Source organism: Acidovorax sp. GBBC 1281 (assembly GCF_028473645.1).
Classification (GTDB): domain Bacteria; phylum Pseudomonadota; class Gammaproteobacteria; order Burkholderiales; family Burkholderiaceae_C; genus Paracidovorax.
In genome coordinates this window covers 3,356,818-3,382,144 of sequence record NZ_CP097269.1, presented here as the reverse complement: position 1 = coordinate 3,382,144, position 25,327 = coordinate 3,356,818, and the positions used below count along the sequence as shown (strand labels likewise).

General features: G+C 65.9%; 23 protein-coding genes and 1 tRNA gene. 10 read left to right on the top strand and 14 right to left on the bottom strand.

Translation table 11 applies throughout. The features are described from left to right. Positions 1–9 precede the first annotated feature (9 nt). From M5C96_RS15795 to M5C96_RS15785, 3 genes are all read left to right on the top strand, one after another. Positions 10–963 (top strand): alpha/beta fold hydrolase, encoded by a 954-nt coding sequence (locus M5C96_RS15795; protein WP_272569745.1) that lies wholly within the window; start codon positions 10–12, stop codon positions 961–963. 5 nt (positions 964–968) lie between these two features. Beyond that, positions 969–3,218, top strand: a complete 2,250-nt coding sequence (locus M5C96_RS15790) for a RelA/SpoT family protein (protein WP_442867394.1) — start codon at positions 969–971, stop codon at positions 3,216–3,218. 68 nt (positions 3,219–3,286) lie between these two features. Next, positions 3,287–3,363 (top strand) — tRNA-Val (locus M5C96_RS15785). A gap of 319 nt (positions 3,364–3,682) precedes the next feature. Here the strand turns inward: M5C96_RS15785 and M5C96_RS15780 are convergent. The 7 genes from M5C96_RS15780 to M5C96_RS15750 form a co-directional block, all read right to left on the bottom strand. After that, the gene (locus M5C96_RS15780) at positions 3,683–4,993 is read right to left on the bottom strand and encodes a citrate synthase (protein WP_272564088.1); all 1,311 of its coding nucleotides are present in this window, start codon (positions 4,991–4,993) and stop codon (positions 3,683–3,685) included. A gap of 19 nt (positions 4,994–5,012) precedes the next feature. Further along, positions 5,013–5,312, bottom strand: a complete 300-nt coding sequence (locus M5C96_RS15775; RefSeq protein ID WP_272564087.1) for a succinate dehydrogenase assembly factor 2 — start codon at positions 5,310–5,312, stop codon at positions 5,013–5,015. Between the two features lie 5 nt (positions 5,313–5,317). Next, positions 5,318–6,019, bottom strand: a complete 702-nt coding sequence (locus M5C96_RS15770) for a succinate dehydrogenase iron-sulfur subunit (protein WP_272548188.1) — start codon at positions 6,017–6,019, stop codon at positions 5,318–5,320. A 27-nt stretch (positions 6,020–6,046) separates the two neighbouring features. Then, positions 6,047–7,855: a succinate dehydrogenase flavoprotein subunit gene (gene sdhA, locus M5C96_RS15765; RefSeq protein WP_272564086.1), complete on the bottom strand. Its 1,809-nt coding sequence runs from the start codon at positions 7,853–7,855 to the stop codon at positions 6,047–6,049. A 31-nt stretch (positions 7,856–7,886) separates the two neighbouring features. Further along, the gene (sdhD, locus tag M5C96_RS15760) at positions 7,887–8,252 is read right to left on the bottom strand and encodes a succinate dehydrogenase, hydrophobic membrane anchor protein (RefSeq protein WP_272564085.1); all 366 of its coding nucleotides are present in this window, start codon (positions 8,250–8,252) and stop codon (positions 7,887–7,889) included. Between the two features lie 44 nt (positions 8,253–8,296). Next, positions 8,297–8,731, bottom strand: coding sequence for a succinate dehydrogenase, cytochrome b556 subunit (gene sdhC, locus M5C96_RS15755; protein WP_272564084.1), 435 nt, complete (start codon positions 8,729–8,731; stop codon positions 8,297–8,299). A gap of 136 nt (positions 8,732–8,867) precedes the next feature. Next, positions 8,868–9,659, bottom strand: coding sequence for a GntR family transcriptional regulator (locus M5C96_RS15750; protein ID WP_272564083.1), 792 nt, complete (start codon positions 9,657–9,659; stop codon positions 8,868–8,870). 223 nt (positions 9,660–9,882) lie between these two features. Between M5C96_RS15750 and M5C96_RS15745 the strand changes: the two genes are divergently transcribed. The 6 genes from M5C96_RS15745 (at position 9,883) to M5C96_RS15720 (ending at position 16,794) form a co-directional block, all read left to right on the top strand. Then, on the top strand, positions 9,883–10,869 hold the full coding sequence (locus M5C96_RS15745) for a malate dehydrogenase (RefSeq protein ID WP_272564082.1): 987 nt from the start codon (positions 9,883–9,885) through the stop codon (positions 10,867–10,869). Between the two features lie 21 nt (positions 10,870–10,890). Next, positions 10,891–11,667 (top strand): trans-aconitate 2-methyltransferase, encoded by a 777-nt coding sequence (gene tam / locus M5C96_RS15740; RefSeq protein ID WP_272564081.1) that lies wholly within the window; start codon positions 10,891–10,893, stop codon positions 11,665–11,667. Next, positions 11,664–12,677 (top strand): HpcH/HpaI aldolase/citrate lyase family protein, encoded by a 1,014-nt coding sequence (locus M5C96_RS15735; protein ID WP_272564080.1) that lies wholly within the window; start codon positions 11,664–11,666, stop codon positions 12,675–12,677. Before tam ends, M5C96_RS15735 begins: the two co-directional genes overlap by 4 nt. Positions 12,678–12,726: 49 nt before the next feature. Then, complete coding sequence (locus tag M5C96_RS15730; RefSeq protein WP_272564079.1) at positions 12,727–13,422, top strand: hypothetical protein; 696 nt, start codon at positions 12,727–12,729, stop codon at positions 13,420–13,422. Between the two features lie 88 nt (positions 13,423–13,510). After that, positions 13,511–16,096, top strand: a complete 2,586-nt coding sequence (gene acnB, locus M5C96_RS15725; RefSeq protein ID WP_272564078.1) for a bifunctional aconitate hydratase 2/2-methylisocitrate dehydratase — start codon at positions 13,511–13,513, stop codon at positions 16,094–16,096. A gap of 227 nt (positions 16,097–16,323) precedes the next feature. Continuing rightward, the gene (locus M5C96_RS15720; RefSeq protein ID WP_272564077.1) at positions 16,324–16,794 is read left to right on the top strand and encodes a hypothetical protein; all 471 of its coding nucleotides are present in this window, start codon (positions 16,324–16,326) and stop codon (positions 16,792–16,794) included. A gap of 18 nt (positions 16,795–16,812) precedes the next feature. Here the strand turns inward: M5C96_RS15720 and M5C96_RS15715 are convergent, their stop codons facing one another. Genes M5C96_RS15715 through cyoA form a run of 7 tightly spaced genes read right to left on the bottom strand, consistent with a single transcriptional unit; the run spans position 16,813 to position 23,740 of the window. Then, on the bottom strand, positions 16,813–17,349 hold the full coding sequence (locus M5C96_RS15715) for a response regulator transcription factor (RefSeq protein WP_272564076.1): 537 nt from the start codon (positions 17,347–17,349) through the stop codon (positions 16,813–16,815). Further along, complete coding sequence (locus tag M5C96_RS15710; RefSeq protein ID WP_272564075.1) at positions 17,339–18,676, bottom strand: ATP-binding protein; 1,338 nt, start codon at positions 18,674–18,676, stop codon at positions 17,339–17,341. Before M5C96_RS15710 ends, M5C96_RS15715 begins: the two co-directional genes overlap by 11 nt. Next, positions 18,660–19,526, bottom strand: coding sequence for an SURF1 family protein (locus tag M5C96_RS15705; RefSeq protein WP_442867393.1), 867 nt, complete (start codon positions 19,524–19,526; stop codon positions 18,660–18,662). Before M5C96_RS15705 ends, M5C96_RS15710 begins: the two co-directional genes overlap by 17 nt. 17 nt (positions 19,527–19,543) lie before the next feature. Continuing rightward, on the bottom strand, positions 19,544–19,972 hold the full coding sequence (gene cyoD, locus M5C96_RS15700; protein ID WP_272564074.1) for a cytochrome o ubiquinol oxidase subunit IV: 429 nt from the start codon (positions 19,970–19,972) through the stop codon (positions 19,544–19,546). Continuing rightward, positions 19,969–20,610, bottom strand: coding sequence for a cytochrome o ubiquinol oxidase subunit III (gene cyoC, locus M5C96_RS15695; protein WP_272564073.1), 642 nt, complete (start codon positions 20,608–20,610; stop codon positions 19,969–19,971). The genes cyoD and cyoC overlap by 4 nt, the downstream gene beginning before the upstream one ends. Further along, on the bottom strand, positions 20,603–22,606 hold the full coding sequence (cyoB, locus tag M5C96_RS15690) for a cytochrome o ubiquinol oxidase subunit I (protein ID WP_272564072.1): 2,004 nt from the start codon (positions 22,604–22,606) through the stop codon (positions 20,603–20,605). Before cyoB ends, cyoC begins: the two co-directional genes overlap by 8 nt. Before the next feature lie 54 nt (positions 22,607–22,660). Further along, positions 22,661–23,740, bottom strand: coding sequence for a ubiquinol oxidase subunit II (cyoA, locus tag M5C96_RS15685; RefSeq protein WP_272564071.1), 1,080 nt, complete (start codon positions 23,738–23,740; stop codon positions 22,661–22,663). 176 nt (positions 23,741–23,916) lie between these two features. Here cyoA and M5C96_RS15680 point away from each other — a divergent pair, with 176 nt between their 5' ends. Beyond that, a complete protein-coding gene (locus tag M5C96_RS15680) occupies positions 23,917–25,257 on the top strand; it encodes an MFS transporter (RefSeq protein WP_272564070.1) in 1,341 nt (446 codons plus the stop codon). Positions 25,258–25,327 lie beyond the last annotated feature (70 nt).

Here is a 25,327-nt window from a genome sequence, read left to right as displayed (position 1 = left end):
TTCGTTCCCATGACCGAGCCTACGCTGAATTACGTGAATTGCCCTGGAATCGCTGCCAAGGAGGGCACGGCGGACGGTGCAGCCGCCAGCCATCGCATGGCGTATTGGGAATGGAATGCGACAGGCCAGCCGGACCATCCGCACGTGGTGGTCTGCGTGCATGGCCTGTCGCGCCAGGGGCGCGATTTCGATGTGCTCGCCCGCCGTCTGTCCCGCCACGCCCGCGTGCTGTGCCCCGATGTGGCCGGCCGCGGCCGCAGCGACTGGCTCGCCGATCCCATGGCCTATCAGGTGCCGGTCTATGCCGCCGACATGCTGGCACTGCTGGCCGACGTGCATGGCCGCGCTCCCATCCAGCAGCTGGAATGGGTGGGCACCAGCATGGGCGGCCTGATCGGCATGGCGCTGCTCGGCCAGCCAGGGTTGCCGCTTCCCGTGCCGGTGCGCCGGCTGGTCCTGAATGATGTAGGGCCGGTGATCGAATGGAGTGCGCTCCAGCGCATCGGCCAGTACCTCGGGCGGCCCGCCCACTTCGAAACGGAGCAGCAGGCAGCCGATGCCCTGTGGACGATCTCTTCCAGCTTCGGCCCCCATACGCCGGCGCAGTGGCTGGCGTTGTCGCGGGCCATGCTCCGGCCTGCGCCCGAGGGCGGGTTCGTGCTGCACTACGACCCGGCCATCGCCCAGCCGTTTCGCGCAATGACGCAGGAGGCCGCCGTTGCCGGCGAGGCGCAGCTGTGGCAGCTGTACGACAGGATCAGCTCGCGCACGCTGCTGCTGCGCGGCGCGCAATCGGATCTGCTCTCGCGCTCGACGGCGCACGCCATGTCGCAACGCGGGCCACGGGCCCAGGTGGTGGAGTGGAGCGGGGTGGGGCATGCCCCGACGCTGGTGGCGGACGAACAGGTGGATGCGGTCGAGGCGTTCCTCTTCGATTCCAGCGAAAGAAGAGGTGGGCTGTGAAGAGTCTGGCCACCGCACCTCCCGCCACGCTTGGCCAGGGAGGCGCGGGGAGCGCGTCGCCCCGGTCCGATGCCGTGCCGCAGCTCATCGCTGCCACGGCGCTGTCGCTGCCCGAGCAGGCGGGCGCGCTGGCGCGGGCCCGGGCCTTTGCGGAACCGCTGCTGTCCAGCGAGACGCTGGAGACCGGTGAGAACACCTTCGCGCATGCCGAAGCCGTCGCCTCCATCCTCAAGAACATCGGTGGGTCGGAAGCCATGCAGGCGGCCAGCTATCTGGTGCATGCCTGCTCGCACCTGAACAAGCCCGAGGAGGTCATTGCCAAGGCCTTCGGGCAGAACTTCGCCGCGCTGGCCGTGGAGACCACCAAGCTCATGCGCGTGCAGCAGCAGGCACGCGAAGCCCAGATCGCCGGACACCCCGTGGACGACCCCGCCACGCAGACCGAGAACGTGCGCAAGATGCTGCTCGCGTTCTCCCGGGACCTGCGCGTCGTGATGCTGCGGCTGGCCTCGCGCCTGCAAACCCTGCGCTTCTATGCCGCCACCAAACGCGCCGTGTCGCCCGGCATCGCGCGAGAGGCCCTGCAGGTGTTCGCCCCGCTGGCCAACCGGCTCGGCATCTGGCAGATGAAATGGGAGCTGGAAGACCTGTCCTTCCGGTTCCTGGAGCCGGAGACCTACAAGCAGGTGGCCCGGCTGCTGGACGAAAAGCGGGCCGAGCGCGAGGTGTACATGGAGCAGCTTCGCGGCCGGCTGGAGTCCGAACTGCGGGCCCGCAGCATCAGCGCCAGCGTGCAGGGCCGGCCCAAGCACATCTACAGCATCGTCAAGAAGATGCGCGGCAAGTCGCTCGACTTCGAGCATGTGTTCGACATCCGGGCGCTGCGGGTGGTGGTGCCTTCGGTGAAGGATTGCTACGCCGCGCTGTCCTGGGTGCACGAGCATTTCAAGCCCATTGATGCCGAGTTCGACGACTACATCGCCAAGCCCAAGCCCAACGGCTACCAGTCGCTGCACACCGTCGTGCGCGACGAGACGGGCAAGGCCATCGAAATCCAGATCCGCACCCAGGCCATGAACGACCACGCCGAGCATGGCGTGGCCGCGCACTGGGCCTACAAGGAGGCCGGCACCAAAGGCTATGCGGGCGTTTCGGCCTCCGGCGAATACGACGCCAAGATCGCGGTGCTGCGCCAGTTGCTGGCCTGGGAGCGGGACATGGCGGGCACCGTGCAGCACGGGGGGCTGTTCGAGGACCGTATCTACGTGCTCACGCCGGACGCGGCCGTGGTGGAGTTGCCGCAGGGCGCCACCCCGGTCGATTTCGCCTATGCGGTGCACACCAGTGTCGGCCACCGTTGCCGCGGCGCGCGCGTCGACGGTGCCATGGTGCCGCTCAACACGCCGCTGCAGAACGGGCAGACGGTCGAAATCACCACCGTCAAGGAAGGCCGCCCGTCGCGCGATTGGCTCAATGCCGAACTGGGCTACCTCACCAGCCACCGCGCCCGCGCCAAGGTGCGCGCGTGGTTCAACGCCCAGGCCACGCATGAAACCACGGCGCGGGGCCGCGAGGCGGTGGAAAAGCTGCTGCAGCGCGAGGGCAAGACCGCCATCAAGCTCGACGACCTTGCCGTGCAGCTGGGCTTCAAGACGGCGGACGCATTGTTCGAAGTGGTGGGCAAGGACGAGTTCTCGCTGCGCACCATCGAGACGCTGCTGCGCCCGCCTGAGCCCGTGCTGCAGCCGGACGATTACCTGCTGCTCAAGAAGACGCGCACCTCCGAAACCGCGCCCAAGGGAGGGGTGCTGGTGGTGGGCATCGATTCGCTGATGACCCAGCTGGCCAAGTGCTGCAAGCCTGCGCCGCCCGACAGCATCCGGGGCTTCGTCACGCGTGGCAAAGGGGTGAGCGTGCACCGCGCCGACTGCAGCAATTTTCGCGAGATGGCGGCGCGCAGTCCCGAGCGCGTCATCGAAGTGGAGTGGGGGCAATCCAAGGCGTCAACCGGTGCCGGCCCGTCGGTCTATCCCGTGGATGTGTCGGTCGAGGCTGCAGACCGGCAAGGCCTGCTGCGCGACATTTCCGAGGTCTTCGCCAGGGAGAAGACCAACGTGATCGGCGTTCAGACGCAGTCCGTGAAAGGCACGGCCTGGATGACGTTCACGGTCGAGGTGGCCGACTCCGGACGGCTCAACAAAGTGCTCGGCATCGTGGCCACGGTGCAAGGCGTGCGCTCTGCACGGCGCCGTTGAAAGAAAGCGCAGAAGTTGCCTGGAACGCGTATTTTTTACTGCTACAATCTCGCTTCTCGAATACACACAGGCGCGTAGCTCAGCTGGTTAGAGCACCACCTTGACATGGTGGGGGTCGTTGGTTCGAGTCCAATCGCGCCTACCAACTAACCATTGGTAAAAGCCTTCCAAATCATCGATTTGGAAGGCTTTTTTATTTCCGAGAGGGTCTGGGCTTCCTGCCGCCCAATGGCTGCAAGAGCGGCTCCTCATGGAATGGGTCCGAGGTCCCTGAGGCGTCTACAAAGGTCGGCTGCCGCAGCCTGATATCGCGCCGATGCACCTTGGCAGGGTCATCAAAGACTGTATGGGGCACCACCATGAAAAATGCCAGTCAGCATGGCTGACTGGCATTCGATGTCGCGCGTTGCATTCTGGAGAAAGGGCCCTGCATCGCAGGCCCTCTGCACAAGCGCGGCTTTGGCTCAGCGCTTGTCCAGCGGCTGCACGTCGCGGCGTTCCGCGCCCACGAACAACTGGCGGGGGCGGCCGATTTTGTACTCGGGATCGCCGATCATTTCGTTCAGTTGGGCGATCCAGCCCACGGTGCGGGCCAGCGCGAAGATGCCGGTGAACAGGTTCACCGGAATGCCGATCGCGCGTTGCACGATGCCGGAGTAGAAGTCCACGTTCGGGTAGAGCTTGCGCTGCACGAAGTAGTCGTCTTCCAGGGCGATCTTTTCCAGTTCCTTGGCCAGGGCGAACAGCGGGTCCTTTTCGAGGCCCAGTTCGGCCAGCACTTCATTGCAGGTTTCCTGCATGAGCTTGGCGCGCGGATCGTAGTTCTTGTACACGCGGTGACCGAAGCCCATCAGCTTCACGCCGGAATTCTTGTCCTTGACCTGCTTGATGAACTCGCCGATCTTCTCGACGCCGCCCTGTGCCTGAATATCGTGCAGCATGTTGAGTGCGGCTTCGTTGGCGCCGCCGTGGGCAGGGCCCCACAGGCAGGCCACGCCCGCGGCGATGGCTGCGAACGGGTTGGTGCCCGAGGAGCCGCACAGGCGCACCGTGGAGGTGGAGGCGTTCTGTTCGTGGTCGGCGTGCAGGATGAAGATGCGGTCGAGCGCGCGTTCGAGCACCGGATTGACCTTGTACTCTTCGCAAGGCGTGCCGAACATCATGCGCAGGAAGTTGCCGGCATAGCTCAGGTTGTTCTGCGGGTACATGTAGGGCTGGCCCACACCGTACTTGTATGCCATCGACACCAGCGTCGGCATCTTCGCGATCAGGCGGATGGCCGAGATCTCTCGGTGCTGCGGGTTGTTGATGTCCGTACTGTCATGGTAGAAGGCCGAAAGCGCACCCACCAGGCCCGTCAGCACGGCCATCGGGTGGGCGTCGCGGCGGAAGCCACGCAGGAAGAACTGCATCTGCTCGTTGACCATCGTGTGCTTGGTCACGCTGTCGCTGAACTCGGTCTTCTGCGCGGGGTTGGGCAGTTCGCCCTTGAGCAGCAGGTAGCAGGTTTCAAGGAAGTCGCACTGCGTGGCCAGTTGCTCGATGGGGTAGCCGCGGTACAGCAACTCGCCCTTGTCGCCGTCGATGTACGTGATCGAGGACTGGCATGCCGCGGTGGAAAGGAAACCGGGGTCGTAGGTGAACATGCCCGTCTGTGCGTACAGCTTGCGGATGTCGACCACGTCGGGGCCGATGCTGCCTTGGTACACGGGAAGTTCCACGCTGGGGCTGCCGTTGCTGAACGATAGCGTTGCCTTGTTGTCTGCCAGTTTCATTTCCAGTTTCCTTCTGTTGTTAGCCCGCAAGCGGTGGAGGGGGTGCTGACGCTCTGCGGCGCAGCTGTTCAAGCACTTCCTTGACGTCCCTGGTATCGATCTCGCCCGTGGGTTCCTTGCGCCGCAGCAGAAGGTCCAGCAGGTCGTTGTCGGAAAGGTCCATCAAGGTCGTGAGACCTTGTGCCTGGCGCTGGGTCAGGCGCGAGCCGTAGGTGGCGAAGAACTGCTCGATGAACAGATCGTTCTCCACCAGGCCGCGGCGGCTGCGCCACTTCAGCTTGGCGGCCTCGCGTTCGTCGAGCAATTCGTCGTTGGCCATGGCGGTCAGATGGCGCGACGCACCATCAGTTCCTTGATCTTGCCGATGGCCTTGGTGGGGTTGAGGCCCTTGGGGCACACGTCCACGCAGTTCATGATGGTGTGGCAGCGGAACAGGCGATAGGGATCTTCGAGGTTGTCCAGGCGAGCGCCCGTGGCCTCGTCGCGGCTGTCCGCAATGAAACGGTACGCCTGCAGCAGGCCGGCGGGGCCCACGAACTTGTCGGGGTTCCACCAGAAGCTGGGGCAGCTCGTCGAGCAGCTGGCGCACAGGATGCACTCGTACAGGCCGTTGAGCTCATCGCGCTCTTCCGGGCTCTGCAGGCGTTCCTTCTCGGGCGTGATGCCTTCGGTGATGAGGTACGGCTTGATCGAGTTGTACTGCTTGAAGAACTGCGTCATGTCCACGATCAGGTCGCGGATCACGGGCAGGCCGGGCAGGGGCTTGAGCACGATGGTGCCCTTGAGCGTGTTCATGTTGGTGAGGCACGCCAGGCCGTTCTTGCCGTTGATGTTCATCGCGTCGGAGCCGCAGACGCCTTCGCGGCACGAACGGCGGAACGAGATGGACGGGTCCTGCGCCTTGAGCTTCACCAGGGCGTCCAGCAGCATGCGCTCGTGGCCGTCGAGTTCGATCTCCACGGTCTGCATGTAGGGCTTGGCGTCCTTGTCCGGATCGTAGCGGTAGATTTGAAAGGTGCGCTTCATGGTGTTCTTTCTCGTGGGCTTGTAGGGTCAGAACGTACGGACCTTGGGAGGCACGCTGTCGACCGTCAAAGGCTTCAGGTTCACGGGCTTGTAGGTCAGGTTGTTGCCTGCGCTGTGCCACAAGGTGTGCTTCATCCACTCTTTGTCGTTGCGGCCCAGCGGGAATTCCGCGTGGTCGGCCGGATGCTCGTAGTCATACACGGTGTGGGCGCCGCGGCATTCCTTGCGGGCGGCGGCGGAGGTCATCGTGGCCTGGGCCACTTCGATGAGGTTGTCCACTTCCAGCGCTTCCATGCGCGCGGTGTTCCAGACCTTGGACTTGTCTTTGAGCGTGACGGAACCCACGCGCTCGCGGATGGCGTTGATCTTGACCACGCCTTCATCCATGCCTTCTTGCGTGCGGAACACGCCGGCGTGCTGCTGCATCGACGCGCGGATGTCGTTGGCGACGTCCTGGGCGTAGGTGCCTTCGTTCGAATCCTGCAGCTGGTTCAGGCGCGCCAGGGTGCGGTCGGCGGCGTCGGCCGGCAGGGGCTTGTGCTCGCCGCTGCCCTTGATCATGTCCACGATGTGGCGGCCTGCGGACTTGCCGAAGACCAGCAGGTCGAGCAGCGAGTTCGTGCCCAGGCGGTTGGCGCCGTGCACCGACACGCACGAGCATTCGCCCACGGCATACAAGCCGTTGACGACCTGGTTGTGCACGTCGCCGTTCTGGATCACGACCTGGCCGTTGATGTTGGTCGGAATGCCGCCCATCTGGTAGTGGATGGTGGGCACCACGGGGATCGGTTCCTTCGTGATGTCGACGTTGGCGAAGTTGACGCCGATCTCATACACCGAAGGCAGGCGCTTGTGGATCGTCTCGGCACCGAGGTGGTCGAGCTTGAGCAGCACGTAGTCCTTGTTGGGACCGCAGCCGCGGCCTTCCTTGATTTCCTGGTCCATGGAACGCGAGACGAAGTCGCGCGGCGCCAGATCCTTCAGCGTGGGCGCGTAGCGCTCCATGAAGCGTTCACCGTTGCTGTTGAGCAAGATGGCGCCTTCGCCGCGGCAGCCTTCGGTCAGCAGCACGCCGGCACCGGCCACGCCGGTGGGGTGGAACTGCCAGAACTCCATGTCCTGCAGCGGGATGCCGGCGCGTGCCGCCATGCCCAGGCCGTCGCCGGTATTGATGAACGCGTTGGTCGATGCCGCGAAGATGCGGCCCGCGCCGCCGGTGGCCAGCAGCACGGCCTTGGCCTGCAGGGCATACAGCTCGCCGGTTTCGAGTTCCAGGGCGGTCACGCCGACCACGTCGCCAGAGGCGTCGCGGATCAGGTCGAGCGCCATCCACTCCACGAAGAAGTTGGTCTTGGCCTTGACGTTCTGCTGGTACAGCGTGTGCAGCATGGCGTGGCCGGTGCGGTCGGCTGCGGCGCAGGCGCGCTGCACCGGCTTTTCACCGTAATTGGCCGTGTGGCCACCGAAGGGGCGCTGGTAGATGGTGCCGTCGGGGTTGCGGTCGAACGGCATGCCGAAGTGTTCGAGCTCGTACACGACCTTGGGGGCTTCGCGGCACATGAACTCGATGGCGTCCTGATCGCCCAGCCAGTCGGAGCCCTTGATGGTGTCGTAGAAGTGGTAGTGCCAGTTGTCCTCGCTCATGTTGCCGAGCGATGCGCTCACGCCGCCCTGCGCCGCCACGGTGTGCGAGCGGGTGGGAAACACTTTGGACAGCGAGGCCACGTTCAGGCCGGCGCGGGAGAGTTCGAGGGCGGCGCGCATGCCGGAGCCGCCGGCGCCGACGATGACGACATCGAACTTGCGCGTGGTGATGTTCGCTTTGGTGTAGCTCATTGTTGTTTGCCTTCAGTCGCGGGGGATTGGATCAGAGACGCCAGAGGATCTGGATACCCCAGCCGGCGCAGCCGACGAGCCAGAAGATCGCGATGGCTTGCAGGGCGAGGCGCAAGCCCACGGGCTTCACGTAGTCCATCAGCACATCGCGCGTGCCCACCCAGACGTGCCAGGCGAGGGCCACGATGACGGAGAAGGTCAGCACCTTCATCCATTGCGCCGAGAAGATCGAGGCCCAGCGGTCGTAGCCGATGGGACCCTTGGTCAGCAGCACCTGGGCGAGCAGCACCACGGTGAAGAGCGCCATCAGGGCGGCGGTCACGCGCTGGCTCAGCCAGTCGCGCACTCCGTAGTGGGCACCGACGACGATGCGCTTGGAGCCGTAGTTCACGGACATAGGAGATCCTTTTTTTGTGGGGTTCGTGGGATGGCCGGCGCGGCTCAGTACAGGCCGAACAGCTTGGCGCCGAGCACGACGGTGAGGGCGATGTTGATGACGAGGGTGGCGGTGGCGGATTTGCTGCTGAAGTCCTTGTTCACCGCGTCATGGCTCACGTCCATCCACAGGTGGCGCAGGCCGGCGGTGAAGTGGTGCAGGTAAGACCAGATGAGGGCCAACACGACGAGCTTGAGGAACCAGCCCGGAACGAAGCCCAGGCCTACCGTGAAAGCGGCCTTGAATTTGCCGAAGGAGATTTCGGAGGACACCGAGGTGTCGAACATCCACAGGATGAAGGGGAGCAGCACCAGCATGATCACACCGCTGACGCGGTGCAGGATCGACACCCATCCTGCGGCAGGAAGGCGGTAGGTGGGCAGGTCCGTGAGGGCATTGATGTTGCGGAATTCAGGCCGCTTTTTGGCGATCTCGGTCATGGCGGTGCTTTCGTGGATGTAACTGCTTTGTAATTTCGCGCGAACGAAACAACCCAAAATTCTATTGCAATGCAACAACCGCAGTGTTTCGGTACGGCGTAATTTCACCGCGCGGTATCGGCATGGTTGGGCAGCTTCAGCTCAGTTCGTTGTGGTAGTGGTGCGTATCGGTGCGATACAGGCCCTTGCGTAACTCCATCGGAACTTCGTTGTAGGTGTAGGCGATGCGCTCCACGCTGAGCAGCGGCGTACCGGGTGCGACCTGCAGCAGCCGCGCCTGCTCTCCATCGGGCTGCACGGCCCGCAGCTTCTCGTCGGCGCGCACCATTCTCACGCCGAAATCGATTTCGAACATGGCGTAGGTGGGGCCCTGGTAGCTGGACATCTGCTCGGCGGTCAGCCCTTTGAAGGCCTGCCCAGGCAGCCAGATGTCTTCCAGGATGGTGGGAACGTCGCCGAACGACAGGATGCGCCGGGCATGCACCACGGCGTCGCCGCTGCGCAGCGCCAGGGCGCGCGCGATCTCGGCGCTGGCACGGATGCGGCGGCATTCGATGATGTGGCGCTGGGCCGGCCCCTCGACCCCGGCGTCGCCAGAGTCGGGCATGAGCTTGAGGAACCGGTATTGCACATGCCGCTCGGCATGCGTGGCGACGAACGTGCCCTTGCCCTGGCGGCGAACGACGAGGTTCTCCGCCGCCAGTTCGTCGATGGCCTTGCGCACCGTGCCCTGGCTCACGCGGAAGCGGGCGGCCAGTTCCATCTCGCTCGGGATCGATTCGCCCGGCTTCCATTCGCCATGCTGCAGGCTGTGCAGGATGAGTCCCTTGATCTGCTGGTACAGCGGGCTGAAGGCCGGCGTGGGTGCGCCCGCGCTTCCTGCGGGGAGTGCAGGGCTGTCGGAGGCAGCAACCGGAAGGGTGGACATGGCGGCGGATCGAGGGGCGGCTGGCGCGCAAGGCAAAGGTGGGGTGTTTTCGCGCGTCGGCGAGGCCGGATCATATCTTATATAAGACATAAGACAAATTGACCGGCTCCGGATTTCAGCGGTACACTCGGGAGCTGTTCTGCAGGGCACGGGCTGCTTGGTTTGACTGGCGCTGGTGCATCGACTGCACCGACACCCGTTTTTCCACTTTCTGGAGTTTTTCATGAGCAAGAAGCCCGTCCGCGTTGCTGTTACCGGCGCCGCCGGTCAAATCGGTTACGCCCTGCTGTTCCGCATTGCCTCCGGCGAAATGCTGGGCAAGGACCAGCCCGTCATCCTGCAATTGCTCGAAGTGCCCGTCGAAGGCCCGCAAAAGGCGCTCAAGGGCGTGATGATGGAACTCGACGACTGCGCCTTCCCGCTGCTGGTCGGCATGGAAGCCCACAGCGACCCCATGACGGCATTCAAGGACGCGGACTACGCCCTGCTGGTGGGCTCGCGTCCCCGCGGCCCAGGCATGGAACGTGCCGAACTGCTGGCCGTCAACGGCGCCATCTTCACGGCCCAGGGCAAGGCGCTGAACGCCGTGGCCAGCCGCAACGTGAAGGTGCTGGTCGTGGGCAACCCCGCCAACACCAACGCCTACATCGCCATGAAGAGCGCGCCGGACCTGCCGCGCAAGAACTTCACCGCCATGCTGCGCCTGGACCACAACCGTGCTGCCAGCCAGATCGCCGCCAAGACCGGCAAGCCCGTGGCCGCCATCGAAAAGCTGGCCGTGTGGGGCAACCACTCGCCCACGATGTATGCCGACTACCGCTTCGCCACCATTGATGGCGAAAGCGTCGCCAAGACGATCAACGACCAGGAATGGAACGCCAACACGTTCCTGCCCACGGTGGGCAAGCGCGGCGCCGCCATCATCGAGGCACGCGGCTCCTCCTCGGCCGCTTCGGCAGCCAACGCCGCCATCGACCACATGCGCGACTGGGCCCTGGGCACCAACGGCAAGTGGGTCACCATGGGCGTTCCTTCGGATGGCCAGTACGGCATTCCCAAGGATGTGATATTCGGTTTCCCCGTCACCTGCGAAAACGGCGAGTACAAGGTCGTCGAAGGCCTGGAAATCGACGCATTCAGCCAGGAACGCATCGACAAGACGCTGGCCGAGCTGCAAGGCGAGCAAGACGGCGTGAAGCACCTGCTGTAATTCTTTCGGTTTCCGTTTTTCATGCTCGACTGGAATCCCGCGCTCTACCGCCGCTACGAGGACGAGCGCACGCGCCCGGCCCAGGAGTTGCTCGCGCGGGTGCCCCATTCCGCGCCGGTCCACGTGGTGGACCTGGGCTGCGGGCCGGGCAATTCCACCGAGCTGCTGGTCCGGCGCTTCCCGCAGGCGCAGGTGACCGGCATCGACAATTCCGAAGCCATGCTGGCCAGCGCGCGCGAGCGCCTGCCCGGCGTGTCCTTCGTGCTGGGCGACATCGCCCGCTGGGTGCCCGACACGGCGCCCGACCTCATTTACGCCAATGCCTCCCTGCAATGGGTGGGAGGGCATGGCGACCTCTTTCCGCGCCTGTTCGATAGCCTCGCCCCCGGCGGCGTGCTGGCGATCCAGATGCCCGACAACCGCCAGGAGCCCACGCACCGCCTGATGCGCGAAGTGGCGGCCGAGGCCCCGTGGCGCGAGCCCATCGGCGATGCCGACGCGCTGCGCACCGAGCTTCTGGAGATCGGCGGCTACTACGACCTGCTGGCCCCGCGCGCCGAGCGCATCGACGTGTGGCACACCGTCTATCAGCATGTGATGGCGTCGCCCGCGGCCATCGTCGAATGGGTGCGCGCCACGGGCCTCAAGCCCTTCATCGACCCGCTGGGCGATGCGTTGCGCGAGAGCTTCCTGGCCGAGTACGAGCGCCGCATCGCCGCGGCCTATGCCGTGCGCAGCGATGGCCGCCGTTTGCTGGCGTTCCCGCGCATGTTCATCGTGGCGCAGCGCCCGTCATGAGCGCGACCGGTGCCCACCCCGCGGCGGTGCTCATGGGCGCCCAGGCCAGTGCCATGCACTTGCCGGTCTGCGACCATTACAGCGGCGTGGAAGCGCGCATGCGCAAGAGCCTGGAGCTGCAAGCCGCCATGGCGGCCGAGCTGGGCCGCTGCGTGTTCGATGTGACCCTCGATTGCGAAGACGGCGCCCCTGTGGGCCGCGAGCGCGAGCATGCAGCCCTCGTGGCGCAGCTGGCGCGAAACGCGCCGCCCGGTGCCCGGGTGGCCGCGCGCGTGCATGCCGTGGACCACCCCGCCTTCGCCGAAGACATGGCCACCATCGCCGGCGAAGCCGCCACGCGGCTGTGCCACATCATGGTGCCCAAGGTCGAGTCGGTGGACGACGTGCTGCACGCCGAAAAGGCCCTGCTCGCCGCATCGGCAGGGCAGGTGCCGTTGCACGTGCTGCTGGAGTCGCCCGCGGCCGTGCAGCGGGCCTTCGAGATCGCCGCCCATCCTCGCGTGCAGTCGATCAGTTTCGGCTTGATGGATTTCGTCTCGGCGCACGCCGGTGCTATTCCCGCGAGTGCCATGGGATCGCAGGGCCAGTTCGAGCACCCGCTGGTGGTGCGCGCCAAGCTCGAGATCGCCGCGGCATGCCATGCCCACGGCAAGGTGCCGTCCCACTGCGTGGTGACCGAGTTCAACGACGCCGGTGCCTTGCGCACGGCGGCCGGGCGCGCCGCGCGCCAACTGGGCTACACGCGCATGTGGAGCATCCACCCGGCGCAGATCCGCCCCATCCTGGAAGCCTTCGCGCCCGCGCAGGACGAGATCGCGCAGGCCGCCCAACTTCTTTCCACCGCCGCGCACGCCGACTGGGCCCCCGTCAGCGTCGATGGCGTATTGCACGACCGCGCCAGCTACCGCTATTTCTGGCAGGTGCTGGAGCGTGCGCACCAGACCGGCCGCGCGCTGCCCGCCGCGGCGCAGGCCTGGTTTGCCCAGCCGGCCGCGGGTCCACAGGCCTGAGCCGTCCCACCATCAAGTTCCCCACACCTCCTTTTTCGTCGGAGTTCCCATGAAAACCTTCATCGCTTCTGCCCTGATGCTGCTGGCCCCTGCGCTGGTGATGGCGCAAGACGCCGCTCCCGCCAAGCCCGCACCGGCCAAGAGCACGGCCAAGGCCGCACCTGCCAAGGCTGCCGCCAAGGAGAAGTCCGCCGAGGCCAAGCCCGCGGCCAAGCCGGCCGCCAAGAGCGCGGCAGCCAAGCCGGCCGCGACCAAGAAGGCCACGAGCAGCCGCACGCAGCTCAAGAGCGCCACCAACCAGGTGGCCACCGGCATCATCGCGGCCGAGGCTGCTCTGACGCCGCAGGAACTGGCCATCGCCGAACGCGTGCACACCGGCCACATTCCCTGCGAACTGGGCGCTTCCGTGCATGTGGAAGCCGATGCCAAGTCGCCGGGCCACTTCCGCATCGACGGCAAGGGCTTCAACTACTACATGTCGCCCATCGCGACCAGCACGGGCGCGGTGCGCCTGGAGGACCAGAAGGCCGGCGCCGTTTGGATCCAGATCGCCAACAAGTCCATGCTCATGAACCAGAAGCTCGGCCAGCGCCTGGCCGACGAGTGCATGAGCCCGCAGCAGGTCGCCGTGACCGAATCCATCAAGAAGAACCCGCAGCCCAGCCTGCTGGAAGCCCTGCCTGCCTCCGCCAACGCACCTGCCACCGTGGCGGCACCGGCGGCTGCATCCGCACCGGCCCAGTGATTCTTCTTGCCCGGGCGCACCCGCTGCGCCCGGACCGCAGGGCCTGCCATGGCCAGCCCCACACACCAAAAACCCACCGGAGAAAAATATGTTGAAAGCCTACCGTGACCATGTGGCCGAGCGCGCCGCATTGGGCATTCCGCCCCTGCCTCTCACGGCCAAGCAGACCGCCTCGCTGATCGAGCTGCTGAAGGCGCCGCCCGCCGGCGAAGAAGCCACCCTGGTGGACCTGATCACCTACCGCGTGCCGGCCGGTGTGGACGATGCCGCCAAGGTCAAGGCCAGCTACCTGGCGGCCGTGGCCCACGGCACGGAAAAGTGCGCACTCATCGGCCGCGAGAAGGCCACCGAGCTGCTGGGCACCATGCTGGGCGGCTACAACCTCACGCCGCTGATCGACCTGCTGGACGATGCGGCCGTAGCGTCCGTCGCGGCCGAAGGCCTCAAGAAGACGCTGCTGATGTTCGACCAGTTCCATGACGTCAAGGAAAAGGCCGATAAGGGCAACGAATTCGCCAAGGCCGTCCTGCAAAGCTGGGCCGACGCCGAGTGGTTCACCAGCCGCCCCGAAGTGCCGCAGAGCATCAAGCTCACGGTGCTCAAGGTCACCGGCGAAACCAACACCGACGACCTGTCGCCCGCCCCCGATGCCTGGAGCCGCCCTGACATCCCGCTGCATGCGCTGGCCATGCTCAAGAACAAGCGCGACGGCATCACACCCGAGGAAGACGGCAAGCGCGGCCCGGTGAAGTTCATCGAAGACCTGCGCGCCAAGGGCAACCTCGTGGCCTACGTGGGCGATGTGGTGGGCACGGGCTCCAGCCGCAAGTCGGCCACCAACAGCGTGCTGTGGTTCACCGGCGAAGACATCCCCTACGTGCCGAACAAGCGCTTCGGCGGCGTGTGCCTGGGCTCCAAGATCGCCCCGATCTTCTACAACACCATGGAAGACGCGGGCGCGCTGCCCATCGAGCTGGACGTGAGCCAGATGAACATGGGTGACGAGATCGAACTGTTGCCCTACGCCGGCAAGGCGCTCAAGAACGGCCAGGTCATCGCCGAGTTCGAGGTCAAGAGCGAAGTGCTGTTCGACGAAGTGCGCGCCGGTGGCCGCATTCCGCTGATCGTGGGCCGCGGCCTCACCGCCAAGGCGCGCGAGGCCCTGGGCCTGGCGCCCTCGACGCTGTTCCGCCTGCCGCAGAACCCCGCCGCCACCGGCAAGGGCTTCACGCTGGCGCAAAAGATGGTCGGCCGCGCCTGCGGCCTGCCCGAGGGCGAAGGCGTGGTGCCCGGGACCTACTGCGAACCGCGCATGACCTCGGTCGGCTCGCAGGACACCACCGGCCCGATGACGCGCGACGAACTGAAGGACCTGGCTTGCCTGGGCTTCAGCGCCGACCTGGTGATGCAATCGTTCTGCCACACCGCCGCGTACCCCAAGCCCGTGGACGTGAAGATGCACCACGAGCTGCCCGACTTCATCAGCACGCGCGGCGGCATCTCGCTCAAGCCCGGCGACGGCATCATCCACAGCTGGCTCAACCGCATGCTGCTGCCCGACACCGTGGGCACGGGTGGCGATTCGCACACGCGCTTCCCGATCGGCATCAGCTTCCCCGCGGGCTCCGGCCTGGTGGCGTTCGCCGCCGCCACGGGCGTGATGCCGCTCGACATGCCGGAATCGGTGCTGGTGCGCTTCAAGGGCGCGATGCAGCCCGGCGTGACCTTGCGCGACCTGGTGCACGCCATTCCGCTGTACGCCATCAAGGCCGGCCTGCTGACCGTCGAGAAGAAGGGCAAGAAGAACATCTTCTCGGGCCGCATCCTCGAAATCGAAGGCCTGCCGGACATGAAGGTGGAGCAGGCGTTTGAGCTGTCCGACGCCTCGGCCGAGCGTTCGGCCGCCGGCTGCACCGTGCGCCTGAACAAGGAGCCGATCATCGAGTACATCAACTCGAACATCGTGCTGCTCAAGAACATGATCGCCCAGGGCTACGCCGATGCGCGCACCATCACGCGCCGCATCAAGGCCATGGAAGCGTGGCTGGCCAATCCGCAGCTGCTGCAGCCTGACGAAGATGCCGAGTACGCCGCCGTGATCGAGATCGATCTGGCCGAGATCACCGAGCCCATCGTCTGCTGCCCCAACGACCCGGACGACGCCAAGACGCTGTCCGACGTGGCCGGCGCGACGATCGACGAGGTGTTCATCGGCTCGTGCATGACCAACATCGGCCACTTCCGCGCGGCTTCCAAGCTGCTGGAAGGCAAGAAGGACATCCCGGTCAAGCTGTGGATGGCGCCGCCCACCAAGATGGACGCGCACCAGCTGACCGAGGAAGGCCACTACGGCGTGTTCGGCGCGGCCGGTGCGCGCATGGAAATGCCGGGCTGCTCGCTGTGCATGGGCAACCAGGCACAGGTCAAGGAAGGCGCCACGGTGATGTCCACCAGCACCCGCAACTTCCCCAACCGCCTGGGCAAGAACACGAACGTGTACCTGGGCTCCGCCGAGCTGTCGGCCATCTGCTCCAAGCTGGGCCGCATTCCGTCCAAGGAAGAGTACCTGGCGGATGTGGGCGTGCTCAACCAGAACGGCGACAAGATCTACAAGTACATGAACTTCGACCAGATCGAGGAGTACAAGGAAGTCGCGGACGGCGTCGCCGCCTGATCGGCGCCTGCCACCCTGAAAAAAAGCCCGCTTCGGCGGGCTTTTTCTTTTGCTATTGAAATGATAGCGATATGCCGGGACTTTGATTGCCCTGGAGGCCGTTTTGATGCTGAACGGTCTGGCGGCGTCGAAATGGCGCTTTCGCCCGGCGCTACGATCGGGCAGAAACCGATCGATGGCGCAGCGGAGCGCCGCATTCCAACCCCGCAGCCGAAAGCCCTCCCGCCATGCCATCCCATCGCCTGACCCTTTTCGCCGATTACCACCAGTTCTATCTGCAGGACGAGGCGGCGACAGGCGACCTGGCGAGCGCCTGGGACGAGGCCGCGACGCTTCGCATGCTGGCCGTGTCGGAAGGCGTCGTCGGATTCGGGACCGCGCGAAACATGCCGGTGCCGGTGCCGGTGACGCTGGAGTGGCTGCCGGCCGAGCCCGAGGCAAATCTGGCCGCGTTCGACCACGTGGTGGAGGGCTCGGTGGTGATTGCACAGGGGCCGCTCGTCGTGGCGGGCTGCACCGACTATTTTCCCGACGCGGCCCGGTTCGACGTGCCGCCGGGCACTTACCGGGTCAGGCTTTCCTGTGCCGGACTGGATTCGCTGTCCGCCGATGGGCTGGAAGGCGACGACCACTATCTCGTCCAGCTCTGGCCTGGGGCGCCGCGGGAGCCGGCGGTGCTCAAGCAGCATCCCGGCTGACCGGGTGCGATCGGGCCGTCAGTTCACGCGCCGCTTGTCCAGCTTGCGCGCCAGGGTGCGCCGGTGCATGCCGAGGCGCCGCGCGGTCTCGGAGATGTTGAAGCCGGTTTCGGCCAGCACCTCGTGGATGCGCTCCCATTCCAGCGTCTTGATCGAGCTGGAGCGGTTGGTGAGTTCCACTTCGATGTTGCCCTCGGTCAGGCCGAAGGCGGCCTCGATGTCGTCGGTGTTGGAGGGCTTGGCAAGGTAGTGGCAGGCGCCGAGCTTCACGGCCTCCACGGCCGTGGCGATGCTGGCGAAACCCGTCAGCACGACGATGAGCATGTCTTCGTTGGCGCCATGCAGTTTCTGCACGCAGGCCAGGCCCGAGGCCTCGCCCTTGAGCTTCAGGTCCACCACGGCGTAGCCGGGCGTGTGCCCGTCCAGCAGCTCCTCCACCTCGGGCAGGTTGGCCGCATGCAGCACGTGGTAGCCGCGCCGTTCGAACGAGCGCGCCAGCGTGCGTGCGAAGGCCTCGTCGTCCTCCACGATCAGCAACAGGCGGTCAGCGTCCATGGTCCGGGGTCTCCTGCAGCGCGACGGCTGCCAGCGGAAGGGTGATGGTGACGGCGGCGCCGCCGGCCGCGCGGTTGCGCGCGGTGATGGTGCCTCCCAGGGTGCGCGCCACATTGGTGGCCAGGTACAGCCCCAACCCGCCGCCCGGCCGGCCCTTGCTGGACTGGTAGGGCTTGCCGAACTGCTCCAGCATGGCCGGGGCGAAACCGGGGCCGGCATCGGTGACGGTGATGAGCAGGGCACCGGCCTCCTGCTCAGCCGCCAGGCCCACCCAATGCGGCGACGCATCCCGTGCATTGTCCAACACGTTGAAGACCATCTGCTGCAGGGTGACATCCGAGACCATGGGGCGGTCTTCGCCGAACTGGTTGTCGTAGGCGAACGTGCCCACGGGCCGCGTGCTGCGCCACTCCTCGGCCAGTTGGTCGAGGAAGGTGCACACGGTGGTCTGCATCGATTCCTCGCCCCGGGTTTCTCCGGCCGACAGCAGGATGCCGCTCACGATGGTCTTGCAGCGCCGCACCTGGGCCTGCATCTCGGCGATCTCGGCCTGCAGCTCGGCATCCTGCGCCAGGGCCGGCATGCGGCGCCAGTCGCCCAGGATCACGGCCAGGGTGGACAGCGGCGTGCCCAGCTCGTGGGCCGCACCCGAGGCCAGCAGCCCGGTGCGCACGATGTGGTCTTCTTCGGCGGCGCGCTGGCGCATGGTGGCCAGCCGGGCGTCGCGCTGGCGCAGGTTGCGGCCGATGCGCGTGATGAAGATCACCAGCAGCACGGCGTTCAGCATGAAGCACACCAGCATGCCCAGCACGTAGGGGCTGTAGAGCCCCCGGTCGTGGTCCAGCGGCAGGGCGAGCGGGCGGCTGAACAGGGCCAGCCCGCACAGGCAGGCCACCGTCATGGCGACGATGGTCCAGGTGTAGCCCGCGCGCAGCAGCACGGCGGCCAGCGTGACCTGCAGCAGGTACAGGAAGACGAACGGGTTGGTGGTGCCGCCGCTTAGGTAGAGCTGGGCGGTGAGCATGGCCACGTCCACCACCATGGCGAAGAACAGCTCCACGTTGCGCACGCGGCGGCCGATGCGCCAGCGCAGCAGGCTGGCCGTGTTGAACACCACCAGGGCGCCCAGCACCATCAGCATGGCCTGCAGCGGCAGGATGATGCCCAGGCTGTAGTGCACCACCTCGATCGTGAAAAGCTGCCCGATCACGGCGATCCAGCGCAGCTGGATCAGCTGCTGCAGGTTCTTGAGCCCGGTGGAGTCCGCTACTGCCGCCCGCGTGCGCGGCGCGGGCCGTTCGGCCGGGGCGTCAGGGGAGAGCGGCATCGGTGGCGGGCGAAGCGTGGTGCTGGCGGCGCCTACGGTCGTCGCGCCACACATACCAGACACCCGCGGCCACCATCAGGGCCAGCGTGTACCAGGTGATGGCATAGACCAGGTGGCTGTTGGGGAAACGCACCACTGTCAGGCCGCCGACGGGCCACTGGAGGGCGTCCGCTGACGTGCCCGTGGCGGCGGTGGCGGCGGTGGCGGTGGGTGCGGCGGAGCGGGGGGCGGCGTCCTCGTCCACGAAATAGGGTGCGATGCCTGCCACCTCGCGCGCGGCGGCGATGGCGGCCACATCGCGAGAGAACCATCGGTCGGCGGCGGGGTCGTTGTGCCGCAAAAAACCCCCTCCGGGCTCGCTCAGTCGCAGCAGGCCGGTCACCTCCGTCTCGCCCTGGGGCGCGGGGGCGGTGCGTGCGGCGGGATCGCGGGCCTGCGGCGGCACGAAGCCCCGGTTGACCAGCACGGCCGTGCCATCGGCCTGCCGCAGTGGCGTCACCACCCAGAAGCCGGCGCCCAGCGTGGTGTTGGCCTGTACCAGCGCCTCTTTGGCGTGGTCGAAGGTGCCGCGAAGGCGCACATGGCGGTACTCGGCGTCGCGCGCCGCATCGGGGCTGCGCTGCCATTCGGCGGGGGAGGGGGGGGCGGTGGGAGCGGCATGGATGCGTTGCTCCACGCGCTCGATGAGATCCAGTTTCCAGGCGCGGCGTGCCACTTGCCAACTGCCCAGCGCCACGAGCGTGGCGAACACCAGCAGCGCGCACACCCCCATCGCGGCCAGCCCGGCCCGGGAGCGGGGCGGGGCGGGCCTGTCCGCGCCCGTGGCGGGCGCGGGAGGGGATGCAGTCACGCTGCCGGAGATCGGGGTCAAGGCATGTTCTTCATGTCGTGGATCGACATGGGCATCATGTTGTGGTTGAGGTGGAACATCACCCACAGCGAGCCCGCCAGCGTGATGACCACGAGCACGACGGTGAAGACCAGCGCCAGCATGTTCCAGCCGCCTTCGGATTTGGTGTTCATGTGCAGGAAGTACACCATGTGCACCACGATCTGCACCGCGGCGAAGCCCAGGATGACCAGGGCCGTGGTGCTCGACTGCTCGAACACCTTGCCCATCACGAGCCAGAACGGAATGGCGGTCAGGATGACCGATGCGACGAAGCCGATCACGTAGTCGCGCATGGAGCCGTGGCTGGCGCCATCGTCTTCATGGTGGTGATCGTGGTGGTCGTCGTGGCCGTGGTGGCCATCGTGGGTGTCGGTGAGGTTCTGGTGGTTGTGGGGGGTGCTCATGGCAGGACTCCCATCAGGTAGACGAAGGTGAAGACGCCGATCCAGACCACGTCCAGAAAGTGCCAGAACATGGACAGGCACAGCAGGCGGCGGCGGTTGGCGGGGGTCAGGCCGTGCTTCTTGAGCTGGAACAGCAGCACGACGAGCCAGATGATGCCGAAGGTGACGTGCAGGCCGTGCGTGCCCACCAGGCCGAAGAAGGCCGACAGGAACGCGCTGCGCTGCGGGCCGGCGCCTTCGTGGATCAGGTGGTTGAACTCGTACAGCTCCAGGCCGATGAAGGCCGCGCCCAGCAGGCCGGTGATGGCCAGCCACACGATGGTGTTGTTGACCTTCTTCTTTTGCATCTCCAGCATGGCGAAGCCATACGTGATGGACGACAGCAGCAGCATGGACGTGTTCAGCGCCACCAGCGGCAGGTCGAACAGGTCGGCGCCGGACGGGCCGGCGGCGTAGCTGCGGCCCAGCACGCCGTAGACGGCGAACAGGCAGGCGAAGATGAGGCAATCGCTCATCAGGTAGATCCAGAAGCCCAGCAGGGTGCCGTTCTGCGGATGGTGCTCTTCCGTGAGGTGGAAGACCGGTTTCGCCGGGGCGCCCGAGGCGCCGGGGTGGTGGAGTGCGGTGGTATCAGACATGGCTGGCCAGGAGACGGGTGCGATCGGCTTCGGTGCGGGCAACGGTTTCCGCATCGATGTAGTAGTCGCGTTGGTAGTTGAAGGTGTGGGCGATGCTCACGACCAGCAGGGCGGCGAAGGACACGCCGGCCAGCAGCCACATGTGCCAGATCAGCGCGAAGCCCAGCACCGTGCAGATGCCGGCGATGACCACGCCAGCGGCCGTGTTCTTGGGCATGTGCACCGGGATGAAGCCGCCCAGCGGACGCTCGTAGCCGCGCTGCTTCATGTCGTGCCAGGCATCGTTGTCATGCACTTGCGGCGTGAACGCGAAGTTGTAGGCGGGTGGTGGCGACGACGTGGACCACTCCAGCGTGCGGCCACCCCATGGGTCGCCCGTCGTGTCGCGCAGGGCTTCGCGGTTGCGCCAGCTGACCACCAACTGGATCAGGAAGCTGCCGATGCCCAGGGCGATCAGCACCGCGCCGAAGGCGGCGATCTGGAACCAGATCTGCAGCGACATGTCCTCGAAGTGGCTCATGCGGCGCGTGACGCCCATCAGGCCCAGCACGTACAGCGGCATGAAGGCCATCCAGAAGCCGATCAGCCAGAACCAGAACGAGCACTTGCCCCAGAACGGGTCGAGCTTGTAGCCGAAGGCCTTGGGATACCAGTAGTTGATGCCGGCGAACAGGCCGAACACCACGCCGCCGATGATCACGTTGTGGAAGTGGGCGATCAGGAACAGGCTGTTGTGCAGCACGAAGTCGGCCGGTGGCACGGCCAGCAGCACGCCGGTCATCCCGCCGATCACGAAGGTCACCATGAAGCCGATGGTCCACAGCATGGGCACCTCGAACTTGATGCGGCCCTTGTACATGGTGAACAGCCAGTTGAAGATCTTGGCCCCGGTCGGGATCGAGATGATCATGGTCGTGATGCCGAAGAACGAGTTCACGCTGGCGCCCGAGCCCATCGTGAAGAAGTGGTGCAGCCACACCAGGTACGACAGGATGGTGATCACCACCGTGGCATAGACCATGGAGGCGTAGCCAAACAGCTTCTTGCGGCTGAACGTGGAGACGACTTCGGAGAACACGCCGAACAGCGGCAGGATCAGGATGTAGACCTCAGGGTGGCCCCAGATCCAGATCAGGTTCACGTACATCATCGAGTTGCCGCCGAAGTCGTTCGTGAAGAAGTTGAAACCGGCGTAGCGGTCCAGCGACAGCAGCGCCAGCACGGCCGTCAGCACCGGGAAGGCGGCGACGATCAGCACGTTGGTGCACAGCGAGGTCCACGTGAACACGGGCATCTTCATGAGACTCATGCCGGGCGCGCGCATCTTCACGATGGTCACCAGCAGGTTGACCCCCGACAGCAGCGTGCCCACCCCCGCGATCTGCAGCGACCAGATGTAGTAGTCCACCCCCACGTCCGGACTGTGCAGGATGCCCGAGAGCGGCGGATACGCCAGCCAGCCGGTCTTGGCGAACTCGCCCACGAACAGCGAGGCCATCACCAGCACGGCGCCGCTGGTGGTCATCCAGAAGCTGAAGTTGTTGAGGAACGGGAAGGCCACGTCGCGCGCGCCGATCTGCAGCGGCACCACGTAGTTCATCAGGCCAGTGACCAGCGGCATCGCCACGAAGAAGATCATGATCACGCCGTGGGCGGTGAAGATCTGGTCGTAGTGGTGCGGCGGCAGGAAGCCGGGGTTGTCGCCGAAGGCGATGGCCTGTTGCATCCGCATCATGATCGCGTCGGCGAAGCCGCGCAGCAGCATCACCAGCCCGAGGATGATGTACATGATGCCGATCTTCTTGTGGTCGATGCTGGTGAACCACTCGCGCCACAGGTAGCCCCATAGCTTGAAGTAGGTCAGCGCACCGAGCACGGCGATGCCGCCGAGCACGACGGCGGCGAACGTCGCGATCAGGATCGGTTCGTGCAGTGGGATGGCCTCCCAGGAGAGGCGGCCAAAGATAAGTCGGGTGAGGTCTGTAGGATCGGACATCGGAGGTCGCGTGCCGTTGGCGCGTGAAAAGTGAGGGGTCTGAACGCGTGCCGCTTAGATCGGCTGCGTGGCAGGGGCCGGGGAGGCCGTCGCGGCGCCCTCGGGGTTCGTGACGGTGCACATGGCGCCCACGTAGCTGCGGGCGGGCGTGTCGGCCAGGCCCAGGCGCGAGCGGGTGGCGTCGTCCAGCGAGGCCACGTTGAACGAACCGGGCTTGCCCAGGCCGCCATTGGCATCGATCGCCATCATGTCCTTCATGCACATGCGGTTGGCTTCCACGCAGCGGTTCAGGATGGCGTCATACAGGCCGGGGGCCACGGTGGCCCAGCGGCGCACGGGGTCGCGTTCGCTGGGCTTTTCCAGCTGCAGGTAGCCGTCGCGGCCCAGTTCGCCGCCGGCGTCCTTGGCCTGCTTGACCCACTGGTCGAAGCCCGCCTGGTCCACGCCATGGAAACGGAAGCGCATGCCCGAGAAGCCTGCGCCGCTGTAGTTGGCGGAGAAGCCCTCGAAATTGCCCTGCGCGTTGATCACGGCGTGCAGCTTGGTTTCCATGCCCGGCATGGCGTAGATCTGGCCGGCCAGGGCCGGGATGTAGAACGAGTTCATGACCGTCGAGGCGGTGATCTTGAACTGGATCGGGCGGTCCACCGGCGCTGCGATCTCGTTCACCGTGGCGATGCCCTGCTCGGGATACAGGAACAGCCACTTCCAGTCCAGCGCGACGACCTCGATCACCAGGGGCTTGGCGCCTTCCGGCACGGCACGGCCTTCGCTGATGCGGTCCAGAGGGCGGTAGGGGTCCAGCTTGTGGGTGCTGACCCAGGTGATGGCCCCCAGGGCGATGATGATCGCGAGCGGCGCCGACCAGATGATGAGTTCCAGCCCCGTGGAGTGGTCCCAGTCCGGCTGGTACTCGGCCTCGGTGTTGGCCTGGCGATAGCGCCAGGCGAACAGGAAGGTGAGGAAGATCACCGGCACGATGATCAGCAGCATCAGAACGGTCGAGACGATGATCAGATCGCGCTGCTGTGCGGCGATGTCGCCGGAGGGGCTGAGCACGACGGCATTGCAGCCGGCGAGCAGCGCGGCCGCGGGCACTGCGAGCAGTCCGCGAAGTCGGTGGGTGGAGGGCATACCGGGCAAGAAAGGTGGAAGGCGGCACGGATGGCCGCGGGAAGGCGTCGAATCTACGTGAAAACCATTGTGGTGTGAATGGGACGTTTTGTCCTACAGTGGGTTGCGGCTGCCAGAGACAGTTCACTGGCCCGCCAAAGCAAAAACTGCTGGTGCATTCAAAAAGGAGCACGCCGATGACCACATTGACACAGCATTTTCCCGGATCTTCATCGCGCGCCACCACGGAAGAAGACTCCCTGCCCGTACAGAACGGACACTCCCCCGTCGCTCCCGAGGAGATAGCGATCGGCGTGGTGATCGGCCGCGCTTCCGAGTATTTCGACTTCTTCGTCTACGGCATCGCTTCGGTGCTGGTCTTTCCCACCGTGTTCTTTCCCTTCGTGGACCGGCTGCAGGGCACGCTCTACGCCTTCGCCGTCTTCTCGCTGGCCTTCGTCGCACGCCCCTTCGGCACCGCGCTGTTCATGGCCATGCAGCGCCGCTGGGGCCGTGGCACCAAGCTGACGGCCGCGCTGTTCCTGCTGGGTTTTTCCACAGCCGGCATGGCTTTCCTGCCCGGGTATGAGAGCCTGGGAGCCTATTCCATCGTGCTGCTGGCGCTGTTCCGCATCCTGCAGGGGGTGGCGATGGGCGGTTCGTGGGACGGATTGCCCTCGCTGCTGGCGCTGAACGCGCCGGCCAGCCGCCGCGGCTGGTACGCCATGCTGGGCCAACTGGGTGCGCCCACCGGCTTCATCATCGCCAGCGCCCTGTTCCTGTTCCTGCATGCCAGCCTGTCGACGGAAGACTTCATCTCGTGGGGCTGGCGCTATCCGTTCTACGTGGCCTTCGCCATCAACGTGGTCGCGCTGTTCGCCCGCCTGCGCCTGGTCGTGACGGATGAGTACACCAAGCTGCTGGAAGAGCGCGAACTGGAACCCACGCCCATCGGCGAGATGGTGCGCACCCAGGGCTACAACGTTTTCATCGGCGGCTTCGCGGCGCTGGCCAGCTACGCGCTGTTCCACCTGGTGACCGTGTTTCCCCTGTCCTGGGCGGCTCTGTACCCCGAGCAGCCGATCAACGACGTGCTGTTCGTGCAACTGATCGGCGGCGTGCTGGCCATCGGCAGCATGATCGCTTCCGGCGTGATCGCCGACCGCCTGGGCCGGCGCACCACGCTGGGCGTGTTGGCGGTGATGATCGCCGTGTACAGCGGGTTCGCGCCCGCGCTGATCGGCGGTGGCGCCGTGGCGCTGGATGCGTTCATCCTGATCGGTTTCGTGCTGCTGGGCCTGTCGTACGGGCAGGCGGCCGGCGCGGTGACGGCCAATTTCGCGTCCAAGTACCGCTACACCGGCGCGGCCTTCACCGCCGACCTGGCCTGGCTGATGGGCGCGGCGTTCGCACCGCTGGTGGTGCTGGGCCTGTCCGCACACTTCGGCCTGTTTGCCGTGAGCCTGTACCTGCTGTCGGCTGCGGCCTGCACGCTGGGGGCCTTGAGCGTCAATCGCATGATCGAACGGCGCGACTGAGATCGGGCCCACGCGGAGGGCGGGACGGTACACGGCGCCGTCCGCCACCCTGGGTTGGTGGTATTTGCTA

Excerpts from the sequence above, each read along its gene's own strand:
- M5C96_RS15735 (WP_272564080.1), top strand. The coding sequence starts at position 11,664 with ATGAGCGCGACCGGTGCCCACCCCGCGGCGGTGCTCATGGGCGCCCAG.
- cyoB (WP_272564072.1), bottom strand. The coding sequence starts at position 22,606 with ATGTCCGATCCTACAGACCTCACCCGACTTATCTTTGGCCGCCTCTCC.
- sdhD (WP_272564085.1), bottom strand. The coding sequence starts at position 8,252 with ATGTCCGTGAACTACGGCTCCAAGCGCATCGTCGTCGGTGCCCACTAC.
- M5C96_RS15720 (WP_272564077.1), top strand. The coding sequence starts at position 16,324 with ATGCCATCCCATCGCCTGACCCTTTTCGCCGATTACCACCAGTTCTAT.
- M5C96_RS15745 (WP_272564082.1), top strand. The coding sequence starts at position 9,883 with ATGAGCAAGAAGCCCGTCCGCGTTGCTGTTACCGGCGCCGCCGGTCAA.
- tam (WP_272564081.1), top strand. The coding sequence starts at position 10,891 with ATGCTCGACTGGAATCCCGCGCTCTACCGCCGCTACGAGGACGAGCGC.
- M5C96_RS15770 (WP_272548188.1), bottom strand. The coding sequence starts at position 6,019 with ATGAAGCGCACCTTTCAAATCTACCGCTACGATCCGGACAAGGACGCC.
- M5C96_RS15710 (WP_272564075.1), bottom strand. The coding sequence starts at position 18,676 with ATGCCGCTCTCCCCTGACGCCCCGGCCGAACGGCCCGCGCCGCGCACG.
- M5C96_RS15715 (WP_272564076.1), bottom strand. The coding sequence starts at position 17,349 with ATGGACGCTGACCGCCTGTTGCTGATCGTGGAGGACGACGAGGCCTTC.
- cyoC (WP_272564073.1), bottom strand. The coding sequence starts at position 20,610 with ATGTCTGATACCACCGCACTCCACCACCCCGGCGCCTCGGGCGCCCCG.
- M5C96_RS15780 (WP_272564088.1), bottom strand. The coding sequence starts at position 4,993 with ATGAAACTGGCAGACAACAAGGCAACGCTATCGTTCAGCAACGGCAGC.
- cyoA (WP_272564071.1), bottom strand. The coding sequence starts at position 23,740 with ATGCCCTCCACCCACCGACTTCGCGGACTGCTCGCAGTGCCCGCGGCC.
- sdhC (WP_272564084.1), bottom strand. The coding sequence starts at position 8,731 with ATGACCGAGATCGCCAAAAAGCGGCCTGAATTCCGCAACATCAATGCC.
- sdhA (WP_272564086.1), bottom strand. The coding sequence starts at position 7,855 with ATGAGCTACACCAAAGCGAACATCACCACGCGCAAGTTCGATGTCGTC.
- acnB (WP_272564078.1), top strand. The coding sequence starts at position 13,511 with ATGTTGAAAGCCTACCGTGACCATGTGGCCGAGCGCGCCGCATTGGGC.
- cyoD (WP_272564074.1), bottom strand. The coding sequence starts at position 19,972 with ATGAGCACCCCCCACAACCACCAGAACCTCACCGACACCCACGATGGC.
- M5C96_RS15795 (WP_272569745.1), top strand. The coding sequence starts at position 10 with ATGACCGAGCCTACGCTGAATTACGTGAATTGCCCTGGAATCGCTGCC.
- M5C96_RS15775 (WP_272564087.1), bottom strand. The coding sequence starts at position 5,312 with ATGGCCAACGACGAATTGCTCGACGAACGCGAGGCCGCCAAGCTGAAG.
- M5C96_RS15730 (WP_272564079.1), top strand. The coding sequence starts at position 12,727 with ATGAAAACCTTCATCGCTTCTGCCCTGATGCTGCTGGCCCCTGCGCTG.
- M5C96_RS15680 (WP_272564070.1), top strand. The coding sequence starts at position 23,917 with ATGACCACATTGACACAGCATTTTCCCGGATCTTCATCGCGCGCCACC.
- M5C96_RS15750 (WP_272564083.1), bottom strand. The coding sequence starts at position 9,659 with ATGTCCACCCTTCCGGTTGCTGCCTCCGACAGCCCTGCACTCCCCGCA.